The sequence below is a fragment of the Streptomyces sp. NPDC005141 genome (genome assembly GCF_053599975.1).
Genome location: NZ_JBSFYW010000003.1, coordinates 116,879 through 133,917 on the forward strand (window position 1 = coordinate 116,879; position 17,039 = coordinate 133,917).

At 69.8% G+C, this 17,039-nt stretch carries 15 protein-coding genes; 6 read left to right on the forward strand and 9 right to left on the reverse strand.

Annotated features, from left to right (window positions below):
• The first annotated feature begins 213 nt into the window (after positions 1-213).
• A complete protein-coding gene (locus tag ACWD68_RS03395; protein WP_451804784.1) occupies positions 214-1,365 on the forward strand; it encodes a glycerate kinase in 1,152 nt (383 codons plus the stop codon).
• A gap of 110 nt (positions 1,366-1,475) precedes the next feature.
• Here the strand turns inward: ACWD68_RS03395 and ACWD68_RS03400 are convergent, their stop codons facing one another.
• A complete protein-coding gene (locus tag ACWD68_RS03400) occupies positions 1,476-2,717 on the reverse strand; it encodes a PucR family transcriptional regulator (RefSeq protein WP_451804785.1) in 1,242 nt (413 codons plus the stop codon).
• A 180-nt stretch (positions 2,718-2,897) separates the two neighbouring features.
• Here ACWD68_RS03400 and ACWD68_RS03405 point away from each other — a divergent pair, with 180 nt between their 5' ends.
• From ACWD68_RS03405 to ACWD68_RS03425, 5 genes are all read left to right on the forward strand, one after another.
• Complete coding sequence (locus ACWD68_RS03405; protein WP_451804786.1) at positions 2,898-3,704, forward strand: ABC transporter ATP-binding protein; 807 nt, start codon at positions 2,898-2,900, stop codon at positions 3,702-3,704.
• A gap of 85 nt (positions 3,705-3,789) precedes the next feature.
• The gene (locus ACWD68_RS03410) at positions 3,790-4,575 is read left to right on the forward strand and encodes an ABC transporter ATP-binding protein (protein ID WP_451804915.1); all 786 of its coding nucleotides are present in this window, start codon (positions 3,790-3,792) and stop codon (positions 4,573-4,575) included.
• Entirely contained in the window at positions 4,572-5,462 is an 891-nt protein-coding gene (locus ACWD68_RS03415) for a branched-chain amino acid ABC transporter permease (protein WP_266763814.1), read from the forward strand. Before ACWD68_RS03410 ends, ACWD68_RS03415 begins: the two co-directional genes overlap by 4 nt.
• Entirely contained in the window at positions 5,455-6,588 is a 1,134-nt protein-coding gene (locus tag ACWD68_RS03420; RefSeq protein ID WP_451804787.1) for a branched-chain amino acid ABC transporter permease, read from the forward strand. Before ACWD68_RS03415 ends, ACWD68_RS03420 begins: the two co-directional genes overlap by 8 nt.
• Positions 6,585-7,847 carry an ABC transporter substrate-binding protein gene (locus tag ACWD68_RS03425; RefSeq protein WP_451804788.1) on the forward strand — a complete coding sequence of 421 codons (1,263 nt, stop codon included), beginning with the start codon at positions 6,585-6,587 and terminating at the stop codon, positions 7,845-7,847. Before ACWD68_RS03420 ends, ACWD68_RS03425 begins: the two co-directional genes overlap by 4 nt.
• 68 nt (positions 7,848-7,915) lie before the next feature.
• Here the strand turns inward: ACWD68_RS03425 and pssA are convergent, their stop codons facing one another.
• From pssA to ACWD68_RS03465, 8 genes are all read right to left on the reverse strand, one after another.
• Positions 7,916-8,734: a CDP-diacylglycerol--serine O-phosphatidyltransferase gene (gene pssA, locus ACWD68_RS03430; RefSeq protein WP_266765926.1), complete on the reverse strand. Its 819-nt coding sequence runs from the start codon at positions 8,732-8,734 to the stop codon at positions 7,916-7,918.
• A gap of 22 nt (positions 8,735-8,756) precedes the next feature.
• The gene (locus ACWD68_RS03435) at positions 8,757-9,404 is read right to left on the reverse strand and encodes a phosphatidylserine decarboxylase (protein WP_328552592.1); all 648 of its coding nucleotides are present in this window, start codon (positions 9,402-9,404) and stop codon (positions 8,757-8,759) included.
• Positions 9,405-9,574: 170 nt separating this feature from the next.
• On the reverse strand, positions 9,575-10,780 hold the full coding sequence (locus ACWD68_RS03440; protein ID WP_451804789.1) for an acyl-CoA dehydrogenase family protein: 1,206 nt from the start codon (positions 10,778-10,780) through the stop codon (positions 9,575-9,577).
• Positions 10,781-10,782: 2 nt separating this feature from the next.
• On the reverse strand, positions 10,783-11,310 hold the full coding sequence (locus tag ACWD68_RS03445) for a MaoC family dehydratase (RefSeq protein WP_261705053.1): 528 nt from the start codon (positions 11,308-11,310) through the stop codon (positions 10,783-10,785).
• Positions 11,311-11,315: 5 nt separating this feature from the next.
• On the reverse strand, positions 11,316-12,281 hold the full coding sequence (locus ACWD68_RS03450; RefSeq protein WP_451804790.1) for an HpcH/HpaI aldolase/citrate lyase family protein: 966 nt from the start codon (positions 12,279-12,281) through the stop codon (positions 11,316-11,318).
• Positions 12,278-14,353, reverse strand: a complete 2,076-nt coding sequence (locus ACWD68_RS03455; protein WP_451804791.1) for a protein meaA — start codon at positions 14,351-14,353, stop codon at positions 12,278-12,280. Before ACWD68_RS03455 ends, ACWD68_RS03450 begins: the two co-directional genes overlap by 4 nt.
• Positions 14,354-14,360: 7 nt before the next feature.
• Positions 14,361-15,698, reverse strand: coding sequence for a crotonyl-CoA carboxylase/reductase (gene ccrA / locus ACWD68_RS03460; protein ID WP_451804792.1), 1,338 nt, complete (start codon positions 15,696-15,698; stop codon positions 14,361-14,363).
• Positions 15,699-16,171: 473 nt separating this feature from the next.
• A complete protein-coding gene (locus tag ACWD68_RS03465; RefSeq protein ID WP_266763821.1) occupies positions 16,172-16,984 on the reverse strand; it encodes a TetR family transcriptional regulator in 813 nt (270 codons plus the stop codon).
• Between the last annotated feature and the right edge of the window lie 55 nt (positions 16,985-17,039).

Here is a 17,039-nt window from a genome sequence, read left to right on the forward strand (position 1 = left end):
TCTACCCAATTCCGGGCGGGGACGCTCGCCGTGGCACGGAACCGGGCGCTCCGAGAACCCTCGATTCCGCCGATGCTCCGCGCCCCGAGGGCGTCGGCGACGGGCGGTCCCGCGGGCTGGGCGGGGCATGACGGCGGGGGCTTCCTCCGGTTAAGGTCGCAGCGGCGCGACTGCCTTGACGTGTGCAAGGCCCGGAAGCAAGGGGAATGCAAGGTGGCGGACGCTGCAGTGGATCGGACCCCGCGTGTGCTCATCGCCGCGGACAAGTTCAAGGGATCGCTGACGGCCGTGCAGGTCGCGGAGAGGGTGACGGCCGGACTGCGCCGGGTCGCGCCGCGGGCCGAGGTCGAGTCGCTGCCCGTGGCCGACGGCGGTGACGGCACCGTCGACGCGGCGGTCGCGGCCGGATTCGAGCGCCGCGAGGTGCGTGTCGCCGGACCACTGGGCGACGAGGTGACCGCCGCGTACGCGCTGCGCGGTGACACCGCGGTCGTGGAGATGGCCGAGGCGAGCGGGCTGCAGCGGCTGCCCGCGGGCGTCTTCGCACCGCTCTCGTCCTCGACGTACGGCTCCGGGGAACTGCTGCGCGCCGCGCTGGACGCGGGTGCGCGCACCATCGTCTTCGGTGTGGGCGGCAGCGCGACGACGGACGGCGGCGCGGGCATGCTGTCCGCGCTCGGCGCGCGCTTCCTCGGCGCGGGCGGTGAGCCGGTGGCTCCCGGCGGCGCCGCGCTGCGTGAGGTGGAGACCGCCGATCTGTCCGGCCTGGACGACCGGCTCTCCGCGGTCGACTTCGTCCTCGCCAGCGATGTGGACAACCCGTTGACGGGACCCAAGGGGGCGCCCGCCGTGTACGGCCCCCAGAAGGGGGCGGGTCCCGACGACGTGGCGACCCTGGACACCGCGCTCGCCCACTTCGCGACCGTCCTGGAGAAGGCGATCGGGCCGAAGGCCGCCGGTTACGCCTCCGCGCCCGGCGCGGGCGCCGCGGGAGGGGTCGGCTATGGGGCTCTGGTCCTTGGCGCCCGCTTCCGGCCCGGCATCGAGGTGATGCTCGAGGTCCTCGGCTTCGCGGCGGCGCTGGAGCGCGCCACGCTGGTGATCACCGGTGAGGGGTCCCTCGACGAGCAGACACTGCACGGCAAGGCGCCCGCGGGGGTCGCTGCGGCGGCCCGTGCCGAGGGCAAGGAGGTCGTCGCGGTCTGCGGTCGCCTGGCGCTCCCGCCGGAGGCGCTCGGCAGGGCCGGCATCCGGCGGGCGTATCCCCTGACCGAGGTCGAGCCCGACATCGCGAAGTGCATCTCCGACGCGGGGCCGATCCTGGAGCGGGTGGCGGAGAACATCGGCCGGGACTTCCTGGTCTGAGGCCCAAGGGGTTCGTCACTCCCTTCGGCCCCCGGGGCGGTCCGCCGCCCTGCTCTGCCGCCTGCCGCCTGCAGTCTGCCGCCCGTGGCCTGACGGCGACCGCCGTCGTCTCACCGTCCCGTCCCCGCACCCTGCTCCGTCCCCGCGACCGCCCCGGCGCCTGCCAGTCGGTAGGCGTCCAGGGCCAGGGTCATCTCGATCAGGTCGCGGGGACGGGCCAGTGAGCGGGACGTCAGCTGCTCCAGCCGGCGCAGGCGGTTGAAGACGGTGTTCCGGTGGCAGTACAGGCGTCCGGCAGCCCGTCCCGCGGAACCCTCGCAGGCCAGCCACATGTCCAGCGTCTCGATCAGCACGGCCCGGTCGGCCGGTTCGAGCTCCAGCAGCGCGCCGAACACGTCCGACACCAGCCGGTCCGCCAGCTCCGGCTGGCTCACGACGAGCGCCGTCGGCATCCGCTGATCGAGGCGTACGACACCGGTCGCGTCCGGTGGACAGGTACGCAGCGCCAGCTCGGCCCACCGCCGGGCCCGGCCCAGCTCGCCGAGTCCCGAGACCACGGGGCTGATACCGCCCGGACCCGAGCGCCGTCCGTCGAACAGCCGGGCCACCCCGTCCAGGCTCTGCTCGGCGTCCAGCGCCACCACCCCGATCTCGCAGTCGGCCCGCATCCGCCAGATGAACCGCAGCCCCGCCCCCAGCATCGGCCGGACGCAGCCGTCCCGTCCGTCGTGGCGCTCCGTCCGCAGCACCACGACCGCGTACGGTCCGTGCTCGGGCAGATCGAGCCCGGCGGCCGCCCGTGCCGCGAGCCCCGGTGCCTCCTGGCCCTCCAGCAGAGCGTCGAGCAGGGCCTGCAACTGCTCGTCGGTACGCCGCCGTAACTCCCGTTCGGTGGCGAGGTAGGACTCCGACGCGGTCGTGGCCTGCGCGTCCACGGCCGACCAGACCATCGTGGCGCACCGCATGAGCACCGCGAGGCGCTCGGGCTCCCGGCTCGCCGCGCTCTCCATCAGCGCGTCCCACACCAGATAGCCCGCGGCCCGGTAGGCGTGCACGAGGAGTTCGAGCGGCAGCCCTTGCTGGGCCCGCCGCCGGCCCGCCTCCTCGGCGTGTTCCAGATCGCGGCGTGGTGAGTCCCGCGGCGCGGAGATCGCCTGGATGCCGATCCGCATCGCGGTCTCCGCCTCCCGCCACTGCTGGTCGTACGGCAGCACCTGTCCGTAGACGGCGGAGTACTCGGTGAGCTGCCGGACGTGCTCGTCGACGAGCTCGGGCAGCCGGTCCAGCAGAGCCACACACGACTCCGCGAGCAGCTTCCAGTCATGACCGGTCCGCGGTCTGCGCCCTCCCATGGCCGGAGGATGCCACCGGGACACGGGGTCGCACAGGCCCCTGACACGCGGTGTTGTGCGCGTGCACAACGGGCGGGCGCCACCGCTGGGCTCCCGCCGCGTTTCGGCCGTACCCCGTGGACGGGGGTGTCCGCCGGTGCTGAGGTGAGCGCCACACCGAGCGAGGACAAGGGAGGTGCCATGGGTGGTTCCGCTCTGCTCGTGCGGGAACTGTCGGTCGGATACGGCCCCGTACGCGCGCTGCGTCACGTGTCGTTGGAGGTGCCCGAGGGAACCGTGGTGACGGTCCTGGGCAGCAATGGCGCGGGCAAGTCGACGCTGCTGCGGGCGGTGTGCCGGACCCTCTCCTTCCACGGGGGAGCGGTCACCGGCGGCACGGTCACGCTGGGCGGACGACCGCTTGACCGGCTGCCGCCGGACCGGGTGGTGGCCGCCGGGGTGTCCCAAGTCCCTGAAGGGCGGCGGGTGTTCAGCCGGATGACGGTCGCGGACAATCTGCGCGCCGGAGCACTCGGCGGCACCGGCGGCCGGGTGGACCGGGAGCGCGCGCTGCGGCGCGTGCACGACCTGTTCCCCGTCCTCGCCGACCGCGCCCAGCAGCGCGCGGGACTGCTGTCGGGCGGTGAGCAGCAGATGCTTGCGGTCGGCCGGGCTCTCATGGGCGCACCCAAGGTGCTGCTGCTGGACGAACCGTCACTCGGTCTCGCCCCGCTGATGGCCGCGCGGATCGCCGACACCGTGCGGGAGATCAACGAGCAGGGCACCTCCGTCCTGCTCGTCGAACAGAACGCGGCCCTCGCCCTGCGACTCGCCTCCAGTGCCTATGTCCTGGAGGTCGGTGAGGTGACCCTGTCCGGCCCGGCGGCCGAGCTCGCCGCCTCCGACGAGGTGCGCCGCCGCTATCTCGGCGTGGTCGACGAGGACGCCGCGGCCGACGGGGCACCCTCGCGCGACGGCCTCCCGTCCCTGTCCCGATGGAAGGGGTGAACCCACCGTGGAAGAACACCACAGCGTGGCGACACACGTCGCCGCCGAGAGCGCCGGGGCCACCGGGACGACCGTGCCCTCCGACATTCCGCCGCTCGCCGTCCGGGACGTGACGGTCCGGTTCGCGGGACTGACCGCGCTCGACGCGGTGAGCTTCACCGTGCGACCGGGCACCGTGCACGCTCTCATCGGTCCGAACGGTGCCGGGAAATCCACCTGCTTCAACGTGCTGTCCGGTGTCTGCCGGCCCGCCGCCGGAAGCGTCCGCCTCGGGGAGCACGAGCTCACCGGCCTGCCGCCCCACAGGATCGCCGGGCTCGGGGTGGCCCGCATCTTCCAGAACCTCGCCCTGCCACCGCACGCCACCGTCGAGGACTGTCTGCTGCTCGGCCGTCACCGGCTGACCCGCGCCGGATTCCTCGCCGCCGGGCTGCGGCTGCCCGCGGCGGCGCGCGAGGACCGGCGGCACCGCGAACGCGTCCGCGAGATCGCCGCGTTCGTGGGTCTGGAGCGACAGCTCGACCGGCCCGCCGGTTCGCTTCCGTACGGGCAGCAGAAGCTCGCCGAGCTCGCCCGGGCCCTGTGCATGGAACCGCGGGTCCTGCTCCTGGACGAACCCGTCGCCGGCATGACCGCCGACGAACGGCGCCGTACCGCCGCGGTCGTCGCGGGGGTCCGCGACAGCCTCGGCATCTCGATCGTGCTGGTCGAACACGACATGGGGGTGGTCATGCGGCTCGCGGACGCCGTGACCGTACTGGACTTCGGGCGCCGTATCGCCGACGGCGCCCCCGGAGACGTACAGAACGATCCGGCGGTGGTGCGTGCCTATCTGGGCGAGCGCGCCGAGCCAGAGGAGAGCGAGTCATGAGCACCTTCGTCGAACTCCTGCTCAACGGCCTGTCCATGGGCTCCGTCTACGCCCTCATCGCCCTGGGCTTCGTCGTCATCTTCCGGGCCACCGAGGTCGTCAACTTCGCGCATGCCTCCCTGCTGCTCGCGGGCGGCTATGTCACCGCGACCCTCCACGACGACATCGGCTTCTGGCCCGCCCTGCTCGCCGGTGTCGCCGGCGCCGCGCTGGTGGGGGCCGCCGTGGAGTTCCTGGTGATGCGCCGCTACCGGGGCTCCGACCAGAGCGTCCTCGCCATCGTCACCATCGGCGTCGACATCCTGCTCACCACCGAGCTGACCCGCCGTATCGGCACGGACGTCCTCGCGCTGGGCGACCCCTGGGGCAACGCCGTCCTCACCGTCGGGCCGGTGTCCATCGCCCACACCCGGATCGCGGCGTTCGTCGCGGCGGCCCTGCTCATCACGGCCTTTCTGCTGGCCTTCCGCTACACGTCCTGGGGCGTGGCCATGCGCGCCGCCGCGGAGAGTCCGGAGACCGCGGCCCTGATGGGGGTCCGGCTCGGCCGGGTGTCCCTCGGGGCCTGGGCGGTGGCGGGCGGCCTCGCGGCCGTCGCCGCGCTCTTCCTGACCGTCTTCCCGACCCCCGGGCTGGAACGCGCCACCTCGCTGGCCGCGCTCAAGGCGTTCCCCGCGGCGATCCTCGGCGGCCTCGACTCGACGACCGGCGCGCTGGTCGGCGGTCTCCTCGTCGGTGTCACCGAATCCCTGGCCACCGGCTACCAGAGCGACCTCACCTTCCTCGGGCGCGGCCTCGGCGATCTCGCGCCCTATGTGGTCATGGTCGCGATCCTGCTCATCCGGCCCGCCGGGCTGTTCGGTACGAAGGAGCTCGCCCGTGTCTGAGGTCCTCACCCGCGACGAGGCGAGCAGCGCGCCCAGGACCGCTCGCCACCGCACGGTCCGGCTGCCCGGCACCCGGACCGCCCTCTGGGCCGCCGGAGCCGTCCTGCTGCTGGCGCTGCCGTTCTACCTCGACCGCTTCTGGCTCCAGGCCGGTCTGTTCGCGATGGCCGCGGCGATCGGCGCGATCGGCCTCAACCTCCTCACCGGCGCGACCGGGCAGCTCTCCATGGGGCACGCCTTCTTCCTCGCGGTCGGTGCGTACGGCTACTGCGTGTTCGCGGCCGACGGGGGCGACGGGCTGACCGGTCTGGGGCTGCCGACCTGGCTCGCGGCCGTGCTCGCCGTGGCCGTCTCCGGGATCGCCGGCGGTGTGTTCAGCCCGATCGCGGGGCGACTGCGCGGCGCCTACCTCGGCATCGCCACGCTCGCCCTGATCTTCATCGGTCAGCACATCCTGTTCAACGCCCGGGATGTGACGGGTGGCTTCAACGGCCGCGACGTACCGCCGCTGAGCCTCTTCGGCCTCACCTTCGACGACCGCGAGCTCGTCGTGGCCGCCGTGCCGTTCGGTTCGGCCGAGAAGCTCTGGTACGCGGGGCTGGTGCTGCTCCTGGGCTGCGGGCTCTTCGCCCGCGGGGTGCTGCGCGGGCGACCCGGCCGGGCCATGAACGCGATCCGGGACCACCGGATCGCGGCCGGGGTGATCGGCGTACCCGTCGCCCGCTACCGCGCCGCCGTCTTCGTCCTGTCCTCGATGTACGCGGGCCTGGCGGGGGTGCTGCTCGCTCTGGTCTTCCAGCGCACGGTGCCCGACTACTTCGGGATCACGCTCTCGCTCGAATACCTCGCCATGATCGTCATCGGCGGGCTCGGTTCGGTCGCCGGGGCGGTGGTGGGGGCCGTGTTCGTCTCGCTGCTGCCGCAGCTGCTGACCCGCTACAGCGACGCGCTGCCCCTGGTCTCCGACCCGGGCACGGGCGGGATCGCGCCCGGCGAGGCGGCCCGGTACCTGTACGGCGCCGCCGTCGTGGCGGTGGTGCTCTTTCTTCCGGGCGGCCTGGTCAGGGTGGTCGCCCGGCTCCGCGTCAAACCCCGTCCCGGGGCCACTCCAGGGGAGGAACGATGAGAACGACACACACGGCGAGGCTGGCCGCGGGGGCGCTGGCAGCCCTGCTCGTGCTGGCCGGCTGCAGCTCCAAGGCCAAGGACGACGATGAGGGCAAGCAGACGGCCGGCGGGGTGAAGACCGGCGAAGGGATCTCGGGCAAGACGATCGGGCTCGGGGTGCTCACCGACATGACGGGCGTCTACGCGACGCTCGGCAAGAGCGTCACCCAGGCCCAGCAGCTCTATGTGAAGCAGACCAACGCCGCCGGCGGCGTCTGCGGCTACAAGCTGGCGCTGACGGTCCGCGACCACAGCTACGACCCCCAGAAGGCCGTCTCCGGCTACACGGAGCTGGCGCCGAAGGTGCTGGGCTTCACCCAGTTCATCGGCTCCCCCTTCGTCGCCGCCGTCAAGCAGCGCATCGACGGCCAGGACAAGGGCCTGGTCCTGCCGCAGGCCTGGTCGGCCACCCTGCTGGGCAGCCCCTACATCCGGGTCATCGGCTCCACGTACGACATCGAGACGATCAACGCGATCGACTTCCTGATGAAGGAGAAGGGCCTCAAGAAGGGCGACAAGATCGGCCATGTGTACTTCGAGGGGGACTACGGCGAGAACGCCCTGACCGGCTCCCGGTACATCGCGAAGCAGGCGGGGCTCAAGGTCGTCGAGCAGAAGATCAAGCCCACGGACAACGACATGACCGGCCAGGTCGTCGCGCTGAAGAAGGCCGGGGTGAAGGCCATCGTGCTCAGTGCGGGACCGCGGCAGGCGGCCTCGCTCGTCGGAGTCGCCGCGGCCGGCAAGTTCAATGTGCCGATCATCGGCAACAACTCGGCGTTCGCCCCGCAGCTCCTCGCCACCGCGGCGGCACCGGCCCTGGAGGCGAACTACTACGTGGCCTCGCCCTCGCTGCCGATCGGCGCGGACACCCCGGAGGCGAAGAAGCTGGTCGCGGACTACAAGGCCGCCTATCCGAAGGACTCCCTCGACAACGGCGTGGTGGCGGGCTGGACGGCCGCGTCGGCGTTCGGTGAGGCGCTGAAGAAGGCCTGCGCGGCCAAGGACCTCACCCGCGAGGGCGTCGACAAGGCCCTGCTGACCATCGACGCGTTCAAGCCGGGCTTCGGCATCACCCAGGACTTCACCGACCCGAAGGCCGCGTCCTCGAAGGAGAGCGTCATTCTGCAGCCCGCCAAGAGCGCGGTGGGCGGGATGAAGGTCGTCCGTGAGGCCGAGGCCTCGTCCGTCGCCGAGGGATACACACCCGGCGGCTGACCGCCCCCCGCAAACGCGGAAGGGCCCCGAACCGTGTGGTTCGGGGCCCTTCCGCTGCGTACGGGGTGTTACGGGAGCTGCGCGGCTCGTGCCTCACGCCGGTTGCCCCGGAAGTTGTTCACCCGGCGGGCCGTGGCGAACAGCGGGATCACCGCGCCCATGACGAGCTGCAGCGCGCAGCCCGTCTGGAGGAGCAGCTGGCCGCCCGGCGCGTCGAACGCCCACGCCGCCAGGAGACCCATCGAGAGCACGATCCAGGAGAGCATCGCGACCGCGAGGCGACCCCGCGGCTTGGGGTACTCGACCCGGCTCACCATCAGCCAGGCGGTGCCGATGATCGCCATGAGCGTGGCGGCGAACGGCAGCTCGAGCAGCACGATGGAGACCACCGTCAGCGCGCCGAAGGGGCTCGGCATGCCCTGGAACGTGCCGTCCTTCACCGTGACACAGGAGAATCTCGCGAGTCTCAGCACCACGGCCAGCAGCACCACGATCGCTCCGACCGCCGCAACCTTCTGGTACGCGTCGTCCGCGACCATGCCGTACACCAGGACGAAGTACGCCGGTGCCAGGCCGAAGCTGATCAGGTCGGACAGGTTGTCCAGCTCGGCGCCCATGGGGGAGGAGCGCAGCTTGCGGGCAACCAGGCCGTCGAACAGGTCGAAGACCGCGGCGCAGAGCATCAGGATCACGGCCGTCGCGGCGGAGTGACGGGCCATACCCGACTCGTCGCTGCCCGTGAGATGCGGGATCAGGATGCCCGTGGTGGTGAAGTACACCGCCATGAAGCCGCACGTGGCGTTACCGAGGGTGAGCGTGTCCGCTATCGAGAGGCGGAGCGAGAGGGGCATCTCCTCCTCGTCGTCCGCCTCGTCGGCCTCCGGCACCCAGCCGGCCTGTGTCTCGGGATCAATCACGGTCAATTCGAGTCACCCCAGCCACGGTCTTCTGACCGACCTCCACGTCGACCTCGACACCCTCGGGAAGGTAGATGTCCACACGCGAGCCGAAGCGGATCAGACCGATCCGGTCACCCTGCTCGACCTTGGTGCCCTGAGGGATGTAAGGGACGATGCGGCGGGCGACCGCGCCGGCGATCTGGATCATCTCGATGTCACCGAGCTCGGTGTCGAAGTGCCAGACGACGCGTTCGTTGTTCTCGCTCTCCTTGTTGAACGCGGGAACGAACCCACCCGGGATGTGCTCGACCGACGTCACCGTGCCGGAGAGAGGCGCACGGTTGACGTGGACGTTGAGCGGGCTCATGAAGATCGCGACGCGGGTGCGTCCGTCCTTCCACGGCATGATGCTCTGCACCACACCGTCGGCGGGCGAGATGACACGGCCCTGGGTGATCTCACGCTCGGGGTCGCGGAAGAACCACAGCATCCCGGCCGCGAGCGCGGTGACGGGTACGGCCACGGCCTTGGCCGCGCCGGAACGGCGCGAACGGGCCAGACTGAGTGCTGCGGTGGCAACGGTCGGGAGAAGCCACGGCGATGCTCCGCGCGCGAGGCGGACCCGGCCGCGAGGTGCAGAGGTTTGGCTGTGGGGCATGGATGACCTTCGTAGCGGATGATGCCGCGCTCGAACGGGGGACGGCGGCTTTCACGCGATCGTACCGGTCGCAGACCGCAACTGGGCAAGCCAGGAAGCGGAGTCGACGGCTGAAGAGTGTTGACGGGGTGTGATCTTCTTCGCGATGAAAACACCCCGAACCCGGACATCTAGCCCTGGAGTCGATACTCTTCGAGCAGCCGGCGCCCGATGATCATTTTCTGGATTTCGGCGGTACCTTCGCCGATCAGCAGCATCGGCGCCTCACGGTAGAGGCGCTCGATCTCGTACTCCTTGGAGAAGCCGTAGCCGCCGTGGATCCGGAAGGCGTCTTCGACGACCTCCTTGCAGTACTCGGAGGCGAGGTACTTCGCCATCCCTGCTTCGAGGTCGTTTCGTTCCCCGGAGTCCTTTTTGCGTGCTGCGTTCACCATCATTGCATGGGCGGCCTCGACCTTGGTAGCCATCTCGGCCAGCTTGAACTGGATCGCCTGGTGCTGGGCGATCGCCTTGCCGAAAGTGTGACGTTGCTGGGCATACGAGACGCCGAGCTCAAATGCACGCTGAGCGACGCCGCAGCCACGAGCCGCGACATTGACGCGGCCGACCTCGACTCCGTCCATCATTTGGTAAAACCCTCGGCCCGTGGTGCCGCCGAGTACCCGATTGGCCGGAATGCGCAGTCCGTCCATGATGAGTTCGGTGGTGTCGACACCCTTGTAACCCATCTTGTCGATCTTCCCGGGAATGGTGAGGCCGGGGCGGACCTCTCCGAAGCCGGGCTCCTTCTCCACCAGGAAGGTCGTCATCGACTTGTGGGGCGCCGTGCCCTCGGGGTGTCCTTCGTCACTTCGGACCAGAACGGCCACCAGAGTCGACGTTCCACCGTTCGTCAGCCACATCTTCTGGCCGTTCAGGACGTACTCGTCGCCGTCCTTCACCGCCTTCGACGTGATCGCCGACACATCCGAGCCGAGCCCCGGCTCCGACATCGAGAAGGCTCCGCGCACCTCGCCGAGCGCCATGCGGGGCAGGAAGTGGTCCTTCTGCTCCTGCGTGCCGTGCTGCTTGAGCATGTACGCCACGATGAAGTGCGTGTTGATGATGCCGGAGACCGACATCCAGCCGCGGGCGATCTCCTCGACGCACAGCGCGTACGTCAGGAGGGACTCGCCCAGGCCGCCGTACTCCTCGGGGATCATCAGCCCGAAGAGGCCCAGCTCCTTGAGGCCGTCGACGATTTCTTGCGGGTACTCGTCGCGGTGCTCCAGCTCGGTCGCGACCGGGATGATCTCCTTGTCCACGAAGTCGCGGACGGTGGAGAGGATCTCCCTCTGGACGTCGGTCAGACCGGCGGTCTGGGCGAGTCGCGCCATGACTACTTCTCCGTCTTCTTCTCCGCGGGAGCGGTGAGTTCGGGCCGGCCGGGCTGCTCGCCGCCGCGCTCCTTGATGTATGTCTCGGTGGGGACCATCACCTTGCGGCGGAACACGCAGACCAGCGTGCCGTCCTGCTTGTAGCCCTTGGTCTCGACGTAGACGATCCCGCGGTCCGACTTGGACCGGGACGGCGTCTTGTCGAGGACCGTGGTCTCGCCGTAGATCGTGTCGCCGTGGAAGGTCGGCGCCACGTGCTTCAGCGACTCGACCTCCAGGTTGGCGATCGCCTTGCCCGAGACGTCCGGCACGGACATGCCGAGGAGCAGGGAGTAGATGTAGTTCCCGACGACGACGTTCTTGCCGAAATCGGTCGTCTTCTCCGCATAGTTGCTGTCCATGTGGAGCGGGTGGTGGTTCATGGTCAGCAGACAGAAGAGGTGGTCGTCGTACTCCGTGACCGTTTTCCCGGGCCAGTGCTTGTAGACCGCCCCGACCTCGAACTCTTCGTAGGTGCGTCCGAACTGCATGGTGCTCAGGCCTCCGGGGCTTCGAACTTGGACGTGCGCTGCATGCCGGCGGCCCGGCCCTTGCCCGAGATGACGAGCGCCATCTTGCGGCTGGCCTCGTCGATCATCTCGTCGCCGAGCATCGCGGAGCCCTTCCTGCCGCCCGCCTCGGACGTGTAGTAGTCGTACGCGTCCAGGATCAGCTCGGCGTGGTCGAAGTCCTCCTGCGAGGGGGAGAAGATCTCGTTGGAGGCCTCCACCTGACCCGGGTGCAGCACCCACTTGCCGTCGAAGCCGAGGGCCGCGGCGCGCTGGGCGACCGCGCGGTAGCCGTCGATGTTGCGGATCTGGAGGTAGGGACCGTCGATCGCCTGGAGGTTGTTGGCGCGCGCGGCCATCAGGATCTTCATCAGGATGTAGTGGTAGGCGTCCGCCGGGTAGCCGGGCGGCTGCTCGCCCACGACCAGCGACTTCATGTTGATCGACGCCATGAAGTCGGCCGGGCCGAAGATGATCGTCTCCACGCGCTGGGAGGCGGTGGCGATCTCGTTGACGTTGTTCAGGCCCTGGGCGTTCTCGATCTGCGCCTCGATGCCGATCTTGCCGACCTCGAAGCCCATCGTCTTCTCGATCTGCGTCAGCAGCAGGTCAAGGGCTACGACCTGCTCGGCCGTCTGCACCTTCGGCAGCATGATGCAGTCGAGGTTCTGCCCCGCGCCCTCGACGACCGTGACGACATCGCGGTACGTCCACTCGGTCGTCCAGTCGTTGACGCGCACGACCCGCGTCTTGCCGGTCCAGTCACCCTCGTTGAGGAACTTGACGATGGTGTGCCGCGCGTCGGGCTTGGCCAGCGGCGCGCACGCGTCCTCCAGGTCGAGGAAGACCTGGTCCGCGGGGAGCCCCTGGGCCTTCTCCAGGAAGCGGGGGTTGCTGCCCGGCACGGCGAGGCAGGAGCGTCGCGGACGCAGACGGTTGACGGGCGTGGTCATGCGGGGACCTCCAGGGGGTCGAGCTTGTTCGCTTTCCGGATCTCGTCGACGATACGGCCGATGATTCCGGTGATGTCGAAGTCCTTCGGGGTGAAGACCGCGGCCACTCCTGCGGCCCGCAGCTGTTCGGCGTCGGCGTTCGGGATGATCCCGCCCGCGATCACCGGAATGTCGCCCGCGCCGGCCGCGCGCAGCTTCTCCAGGACGTCCGGCACCAGCTGGGCGTGCGACCCGGACAGGATGGACAGTCCCACGGCGTGCACGTCCTCGGCCACGGCCGCGTCCACGATCTGCTCCGGGGTGAGCCGGATGCCCTGGTAGACCACCTCGAAGCCGGCGTCACGGGCCCGCACGGCGATCTGCTCGGCGCCGTTGGAGTGACCGTCCAGGCCCGGCTTGCCCACCAGGAAGCGGAGTTTGCCGACGTTCAGGTCCTTGGCGGTCAGCTCCACCTTGCGGCGCACCAGGGCGAGCCCGGTGCCCTCCTCGGCGGTCACCGCGACGGGCGCGGACGAGACACCGGTCGGGGCGCGGAACTCGCCGAACACCTCGCGCAGGGCCCCGGCCCACTCGCCGGTCGTGACACCGGCGCGGGCGCACTCCAGGGTGGCCTCCATGAGGTTGGCGGTGCCCTTCGCGGCCTCCTTCAGCCGCTCCAGCGCCTTGCACGGGCGCGGGTGGTTGAAGGGCGGCTGGTAGCGCGTGTCCCGCCAGTTCTGGAGCGCGGAGATCACCCGGGCCTCGACCGCGGGGTCGACGGTCTGGATCGCCGCGTCCAGGTCGGCCGTGAGCGGGTTCGGCTCGGTCGACTGGTAGATGTTGACGCCGACGATCTTCTCCTTGCCGGACTCGATGCGGCCCCGGCGTTCGGCGTGCGAGGAGACGAGCTGCGACTTCAGATAGCCGGACTCGACGGCGGCCATCGCGCCGCCCATCTGCTCGATCCGGTCGATCTCGGCCAGCGACTCCTCGACGAGGGCCGCCACCTTGGCCTCGACGACGTGCGAGCCCTCGAAGATGTCCTCGTACTCCAGCAGGTCGCTCTCGTGCGCCAGCACCTGCTGGATGCGCAGCGACCACTGCTGGTCCCACGGGCGGGGCAGGCCCAACGCCTCGTTCCAGGCCGGCAGTTGCACGGCACGCGCGCGTGCGTCCTTGGAGAGGGTCACGGCCAGCATCTCGAGCACGATCCGCTGGACGTTGTTCTCCGGCTGCGCCTCGGTCAGACCGAGGGAGTTGACCTGGACGCCGTACCGGAAACGCCGCTGCTTGGGGTTCTCGATGCCGTACCGCTCGCGCGTGATCTTGTCCCAGATCCGCCCGAACGCCCGCATCTTGCACATCTCCTCGATGAAGCGGACGCCCGCGTTCACGAAGAAGGAGATACGGGCCACGACATCGCCCTTGCGGTCCTCGGCGATCTGTCCGGACGCGAACACCGCGTCCAGGACGGCGATCGCGGTGGACATCGCGTACGCGATCTCCTGGACCGGTGTGGCGCCCGCCTCCTGCAGGTGGTAGCTGCAGATGTTGATCGGGTTCCACTTGGGGATGTGGTTGACCGCGTACGTGATCATGTCCGTCGTGAGACGGAGGGAGGGCACCGGCGGGAAGACGTGCGTCCCCCGCGAGAGGTACTCCTTCACGATGTCGTTCTGGGTCGTCCCCTGGAGCTTGGTGATGTCGGCACCCTGCTCCTCGGCGACGACCTGATAGAGCGCCAGCATCCACATGGCGGTGGCGTTGATGGTCATCGAGGTGTTCATCTGCTCCAGGGGGATGTCCTGGAACAGCCGGCGCATGTCACCGAGGTGCGAGACCGGCACGCCAACCCGGCCGACCTCGCCGCGGGCGAGGATATGGTCGGGGTCGTAGCCGGTCTGCGTCGGCAGGTCGAAGGCCACGGAGAGGCCCGTCTGCCCCTTGGCGAGGTTGCGCCGGTACAACTCGTTGGACGCCTCGGCCGTGGAGTGGCCGGCGTACGTGCGCATGAGCCACGGCCGGTCCTTCTCCTGCCGCGCCCGTGCGGGCGCGGGCTCCCGCTGCCCGTCGGCGATCTGACGCTCTGTCATCGGGACCTCAGATGTTCCGGAAGCGGTTGATGGCGTCGATGTGCTGGGCGCGCTTCTCCTCGTCGCGCACACCCAGGCCCTCCTGGGGCGCCAGCGCGAGCACGCCGACCTTGCCCTGGTGGAGGTTGCGGTGCACGTCGTAGGCGGCCTGCCCGGTCTCCTCCAGGGAGTAGACCTTGGAGAGCGTGGGGTGGATCTTGCCCTTGGCGACGAGCCGGTTGGCCTCCCAGGCCTCGCGGTAGTTCGCGAAGTGCGAGCCGATGATCCGCTTCAGCGACATCCACAGGTAGCGGTTGTCGTACTCGTGGTTGTAGCCCGAGGTCGAGGCACAGGTGACGATGGTGCCGCCCTTGCGGGTGACGTACACCGAGGCGCCGAAGGTCTCGCGGCCCGGGTGCTCGAAGACGATGTCCACGTCCTCGCCGCCGGTGAGTTCGCGGATGCGCTTGCCGAAGCGCTTCCACTCCTTGGGGTCCTGGTTGTGCTCGTCCTTCCAGAACTGGTAGCCCTCGGCGTTGCGGTCGATGATCGCCTCGGCGCCCATCTTCCGGCAGATGTCCGCCTTCTGCTCGCTGGAGACGACACAGATCGGGTTGGCACCGCCGGCGAGCGCGAACTGCGTGGCGTACGAGCCGAGTCCGCCGCTCGCGCCCCAGATCAGCACGTTGTCGCCCTGCTTCATGCCGGCGCCGTTGCGGGAGACCAGCTGCCGGTAGGCGGTGGAGTTCACGAGCCCGGGGGCGGCGGCCTCCTCCCAGCTCAGGTGGTCCGGCTTCGGCATCAGCTGGTTGGACTTGACGAGCGCGATCTCGGCGAGGCCGCCGAAGTTCGTCTCGAAGCCCCAGATGCGCTGCTCGGGGTCGAGCATCGTGTCGTTGTGTCCGTCGGAGGACTCCAGCTCGACGGACAGACAGTGCGCGACGACCTCGTCGCCGGGCTTCCAGGAGTTCACTCCCGGGCCGGTGCGCAGGACGACGCCCGCGAGGTCCGAGCCGATGATGTGGTACGGCAGGTCGTGGCGCTTGCTGAGCTCGCTGAGCCGCCCGTAGCGCTCCAGGAAGCCGAAGGTCGACACCGGCTCGAAGATCGACGTCCAGACCGAGTTGTAGTTCACGGAGGACGCCATGACGGCCACCAGGGCCTCGCCGGGGCCGAGCTCCGGCACCGGCACGTCGTCCAGGTGGATCGACTTGCGGGGGTCCTTGTCGCGGCTGCTGAGCCCGGCGAACATCTCCGTCTCGTCCTTGTGCACGGTGATCGCGCGGTAGGACTCGGGGAGCGGAAGTGCGGCGAAGTCGGCGGATGTGGCGGTCCGCGACTGAATCGCGTCCAGGATTTCCTTCACGGTGTTGCCTCCGGCGATGCGCGTCCGAGGGGGACGCTGAGGGTTACGTCGGTGCTGCTGCTGAGGGGTGTGCCGTCGGTTCGGCGGAGGTGGTGCTGTGGCAGCGCTGTGGTTGGCGCAAAAGGTTGCCTGTGACGCAGGCGTCCGGGCGCGCAGGCCATGGGGCTTGCGGGGACAGCCGGCGTACGAATGGTCTCTGCACGCCGGCCGCCCGGACATATTCAACGTATGGCACGCCGTGTCACCTGACAAGGCACGCAGTGCCAGAAGTTGCGCTCAGGTGAAATCTTTACGTAACACGTGAGCGATGATCGATCAGATCAGGGCGCAAAAACGCCGGACGTGCTCAAAAAGAGCCCGTCCGGCGATGGAGCGACCCGTCCGGCCCGTGCGGACGAGCGGTGCTGTCGATGGTGTGGGTGAGGGGGTCGCCCATCGTGGCTGATGGGGCCGCCCGTCGTGGGTGACGGTGGCTACGACCGTTCCTTGAGCGCCTGCTCGATGGTGCGCATCACCTGGTCCAGGGGCGCGTCGACACGGGCCACGGTCACCAGCACATCCCCCTCGGTGAAGGACGAGGCCGGTGCCGGTCGTGGCGCGGTCTCCCGTCCCGCGCCGATTCCCGTGCCGAACGTCTTGCGGACGATGGCGAAGGCGTGGTCCAGCTGCGTCTCCACGTCGCCCTGTCCGCCGGCCCGCAGCCAGCGCCGCAGGACGTGGTTGTGGGCCGTGACCACGGCCGACGCCGCGACCTCCGCGAGCAGCGGATCGTCATTGGCGTCGTCGTCGTGCGCGTGCTCGTCGAAGTGGCCGAGGAGGTAACGGGTGAAGAGCCGCTCGTAGCGGGCCACCGAGGCGATCTCGGCCTCGCGCAGCGTCGGCACCTCGCGCGTCAGCTTGTAGCGCGAGACGGAGATCTCCGGCTGGGCCGCGTACATCTTCATGACTTCCTTGATGCCGCGGCACACGGTGTCGAGCGGATGTTCGTGCGCGGGCGCCGCGTTGAGCACCGCCTCCGCCCGGATCAGGGTGTCGTCGTGATCGGGGAAGATCGCCTCTTCCTTGGAGCGGAAGTGACGGAAGAACGTGCGGCGGGCCACCCCGGCCTGGGCCGCGATCTCGTCGACGGTGGTCGCCTCGTACCCCTTGGCCGCGAACAGCTCCATGGCCGCGGCCGCCAGCTCCCGGCGCATCTTGAGCCGTTGGGCCGCCGCGCGACTGCCGGCGGCACTCTCCGGCGCGTCGGGCGTGGCAGGGGTACGTGAGGACTTGGCGGGCTGGGGCATGACCCGAACGTACTGCATGTGCGCAGGAGAGCGCGCATGTCCGGGGATCCCCCCG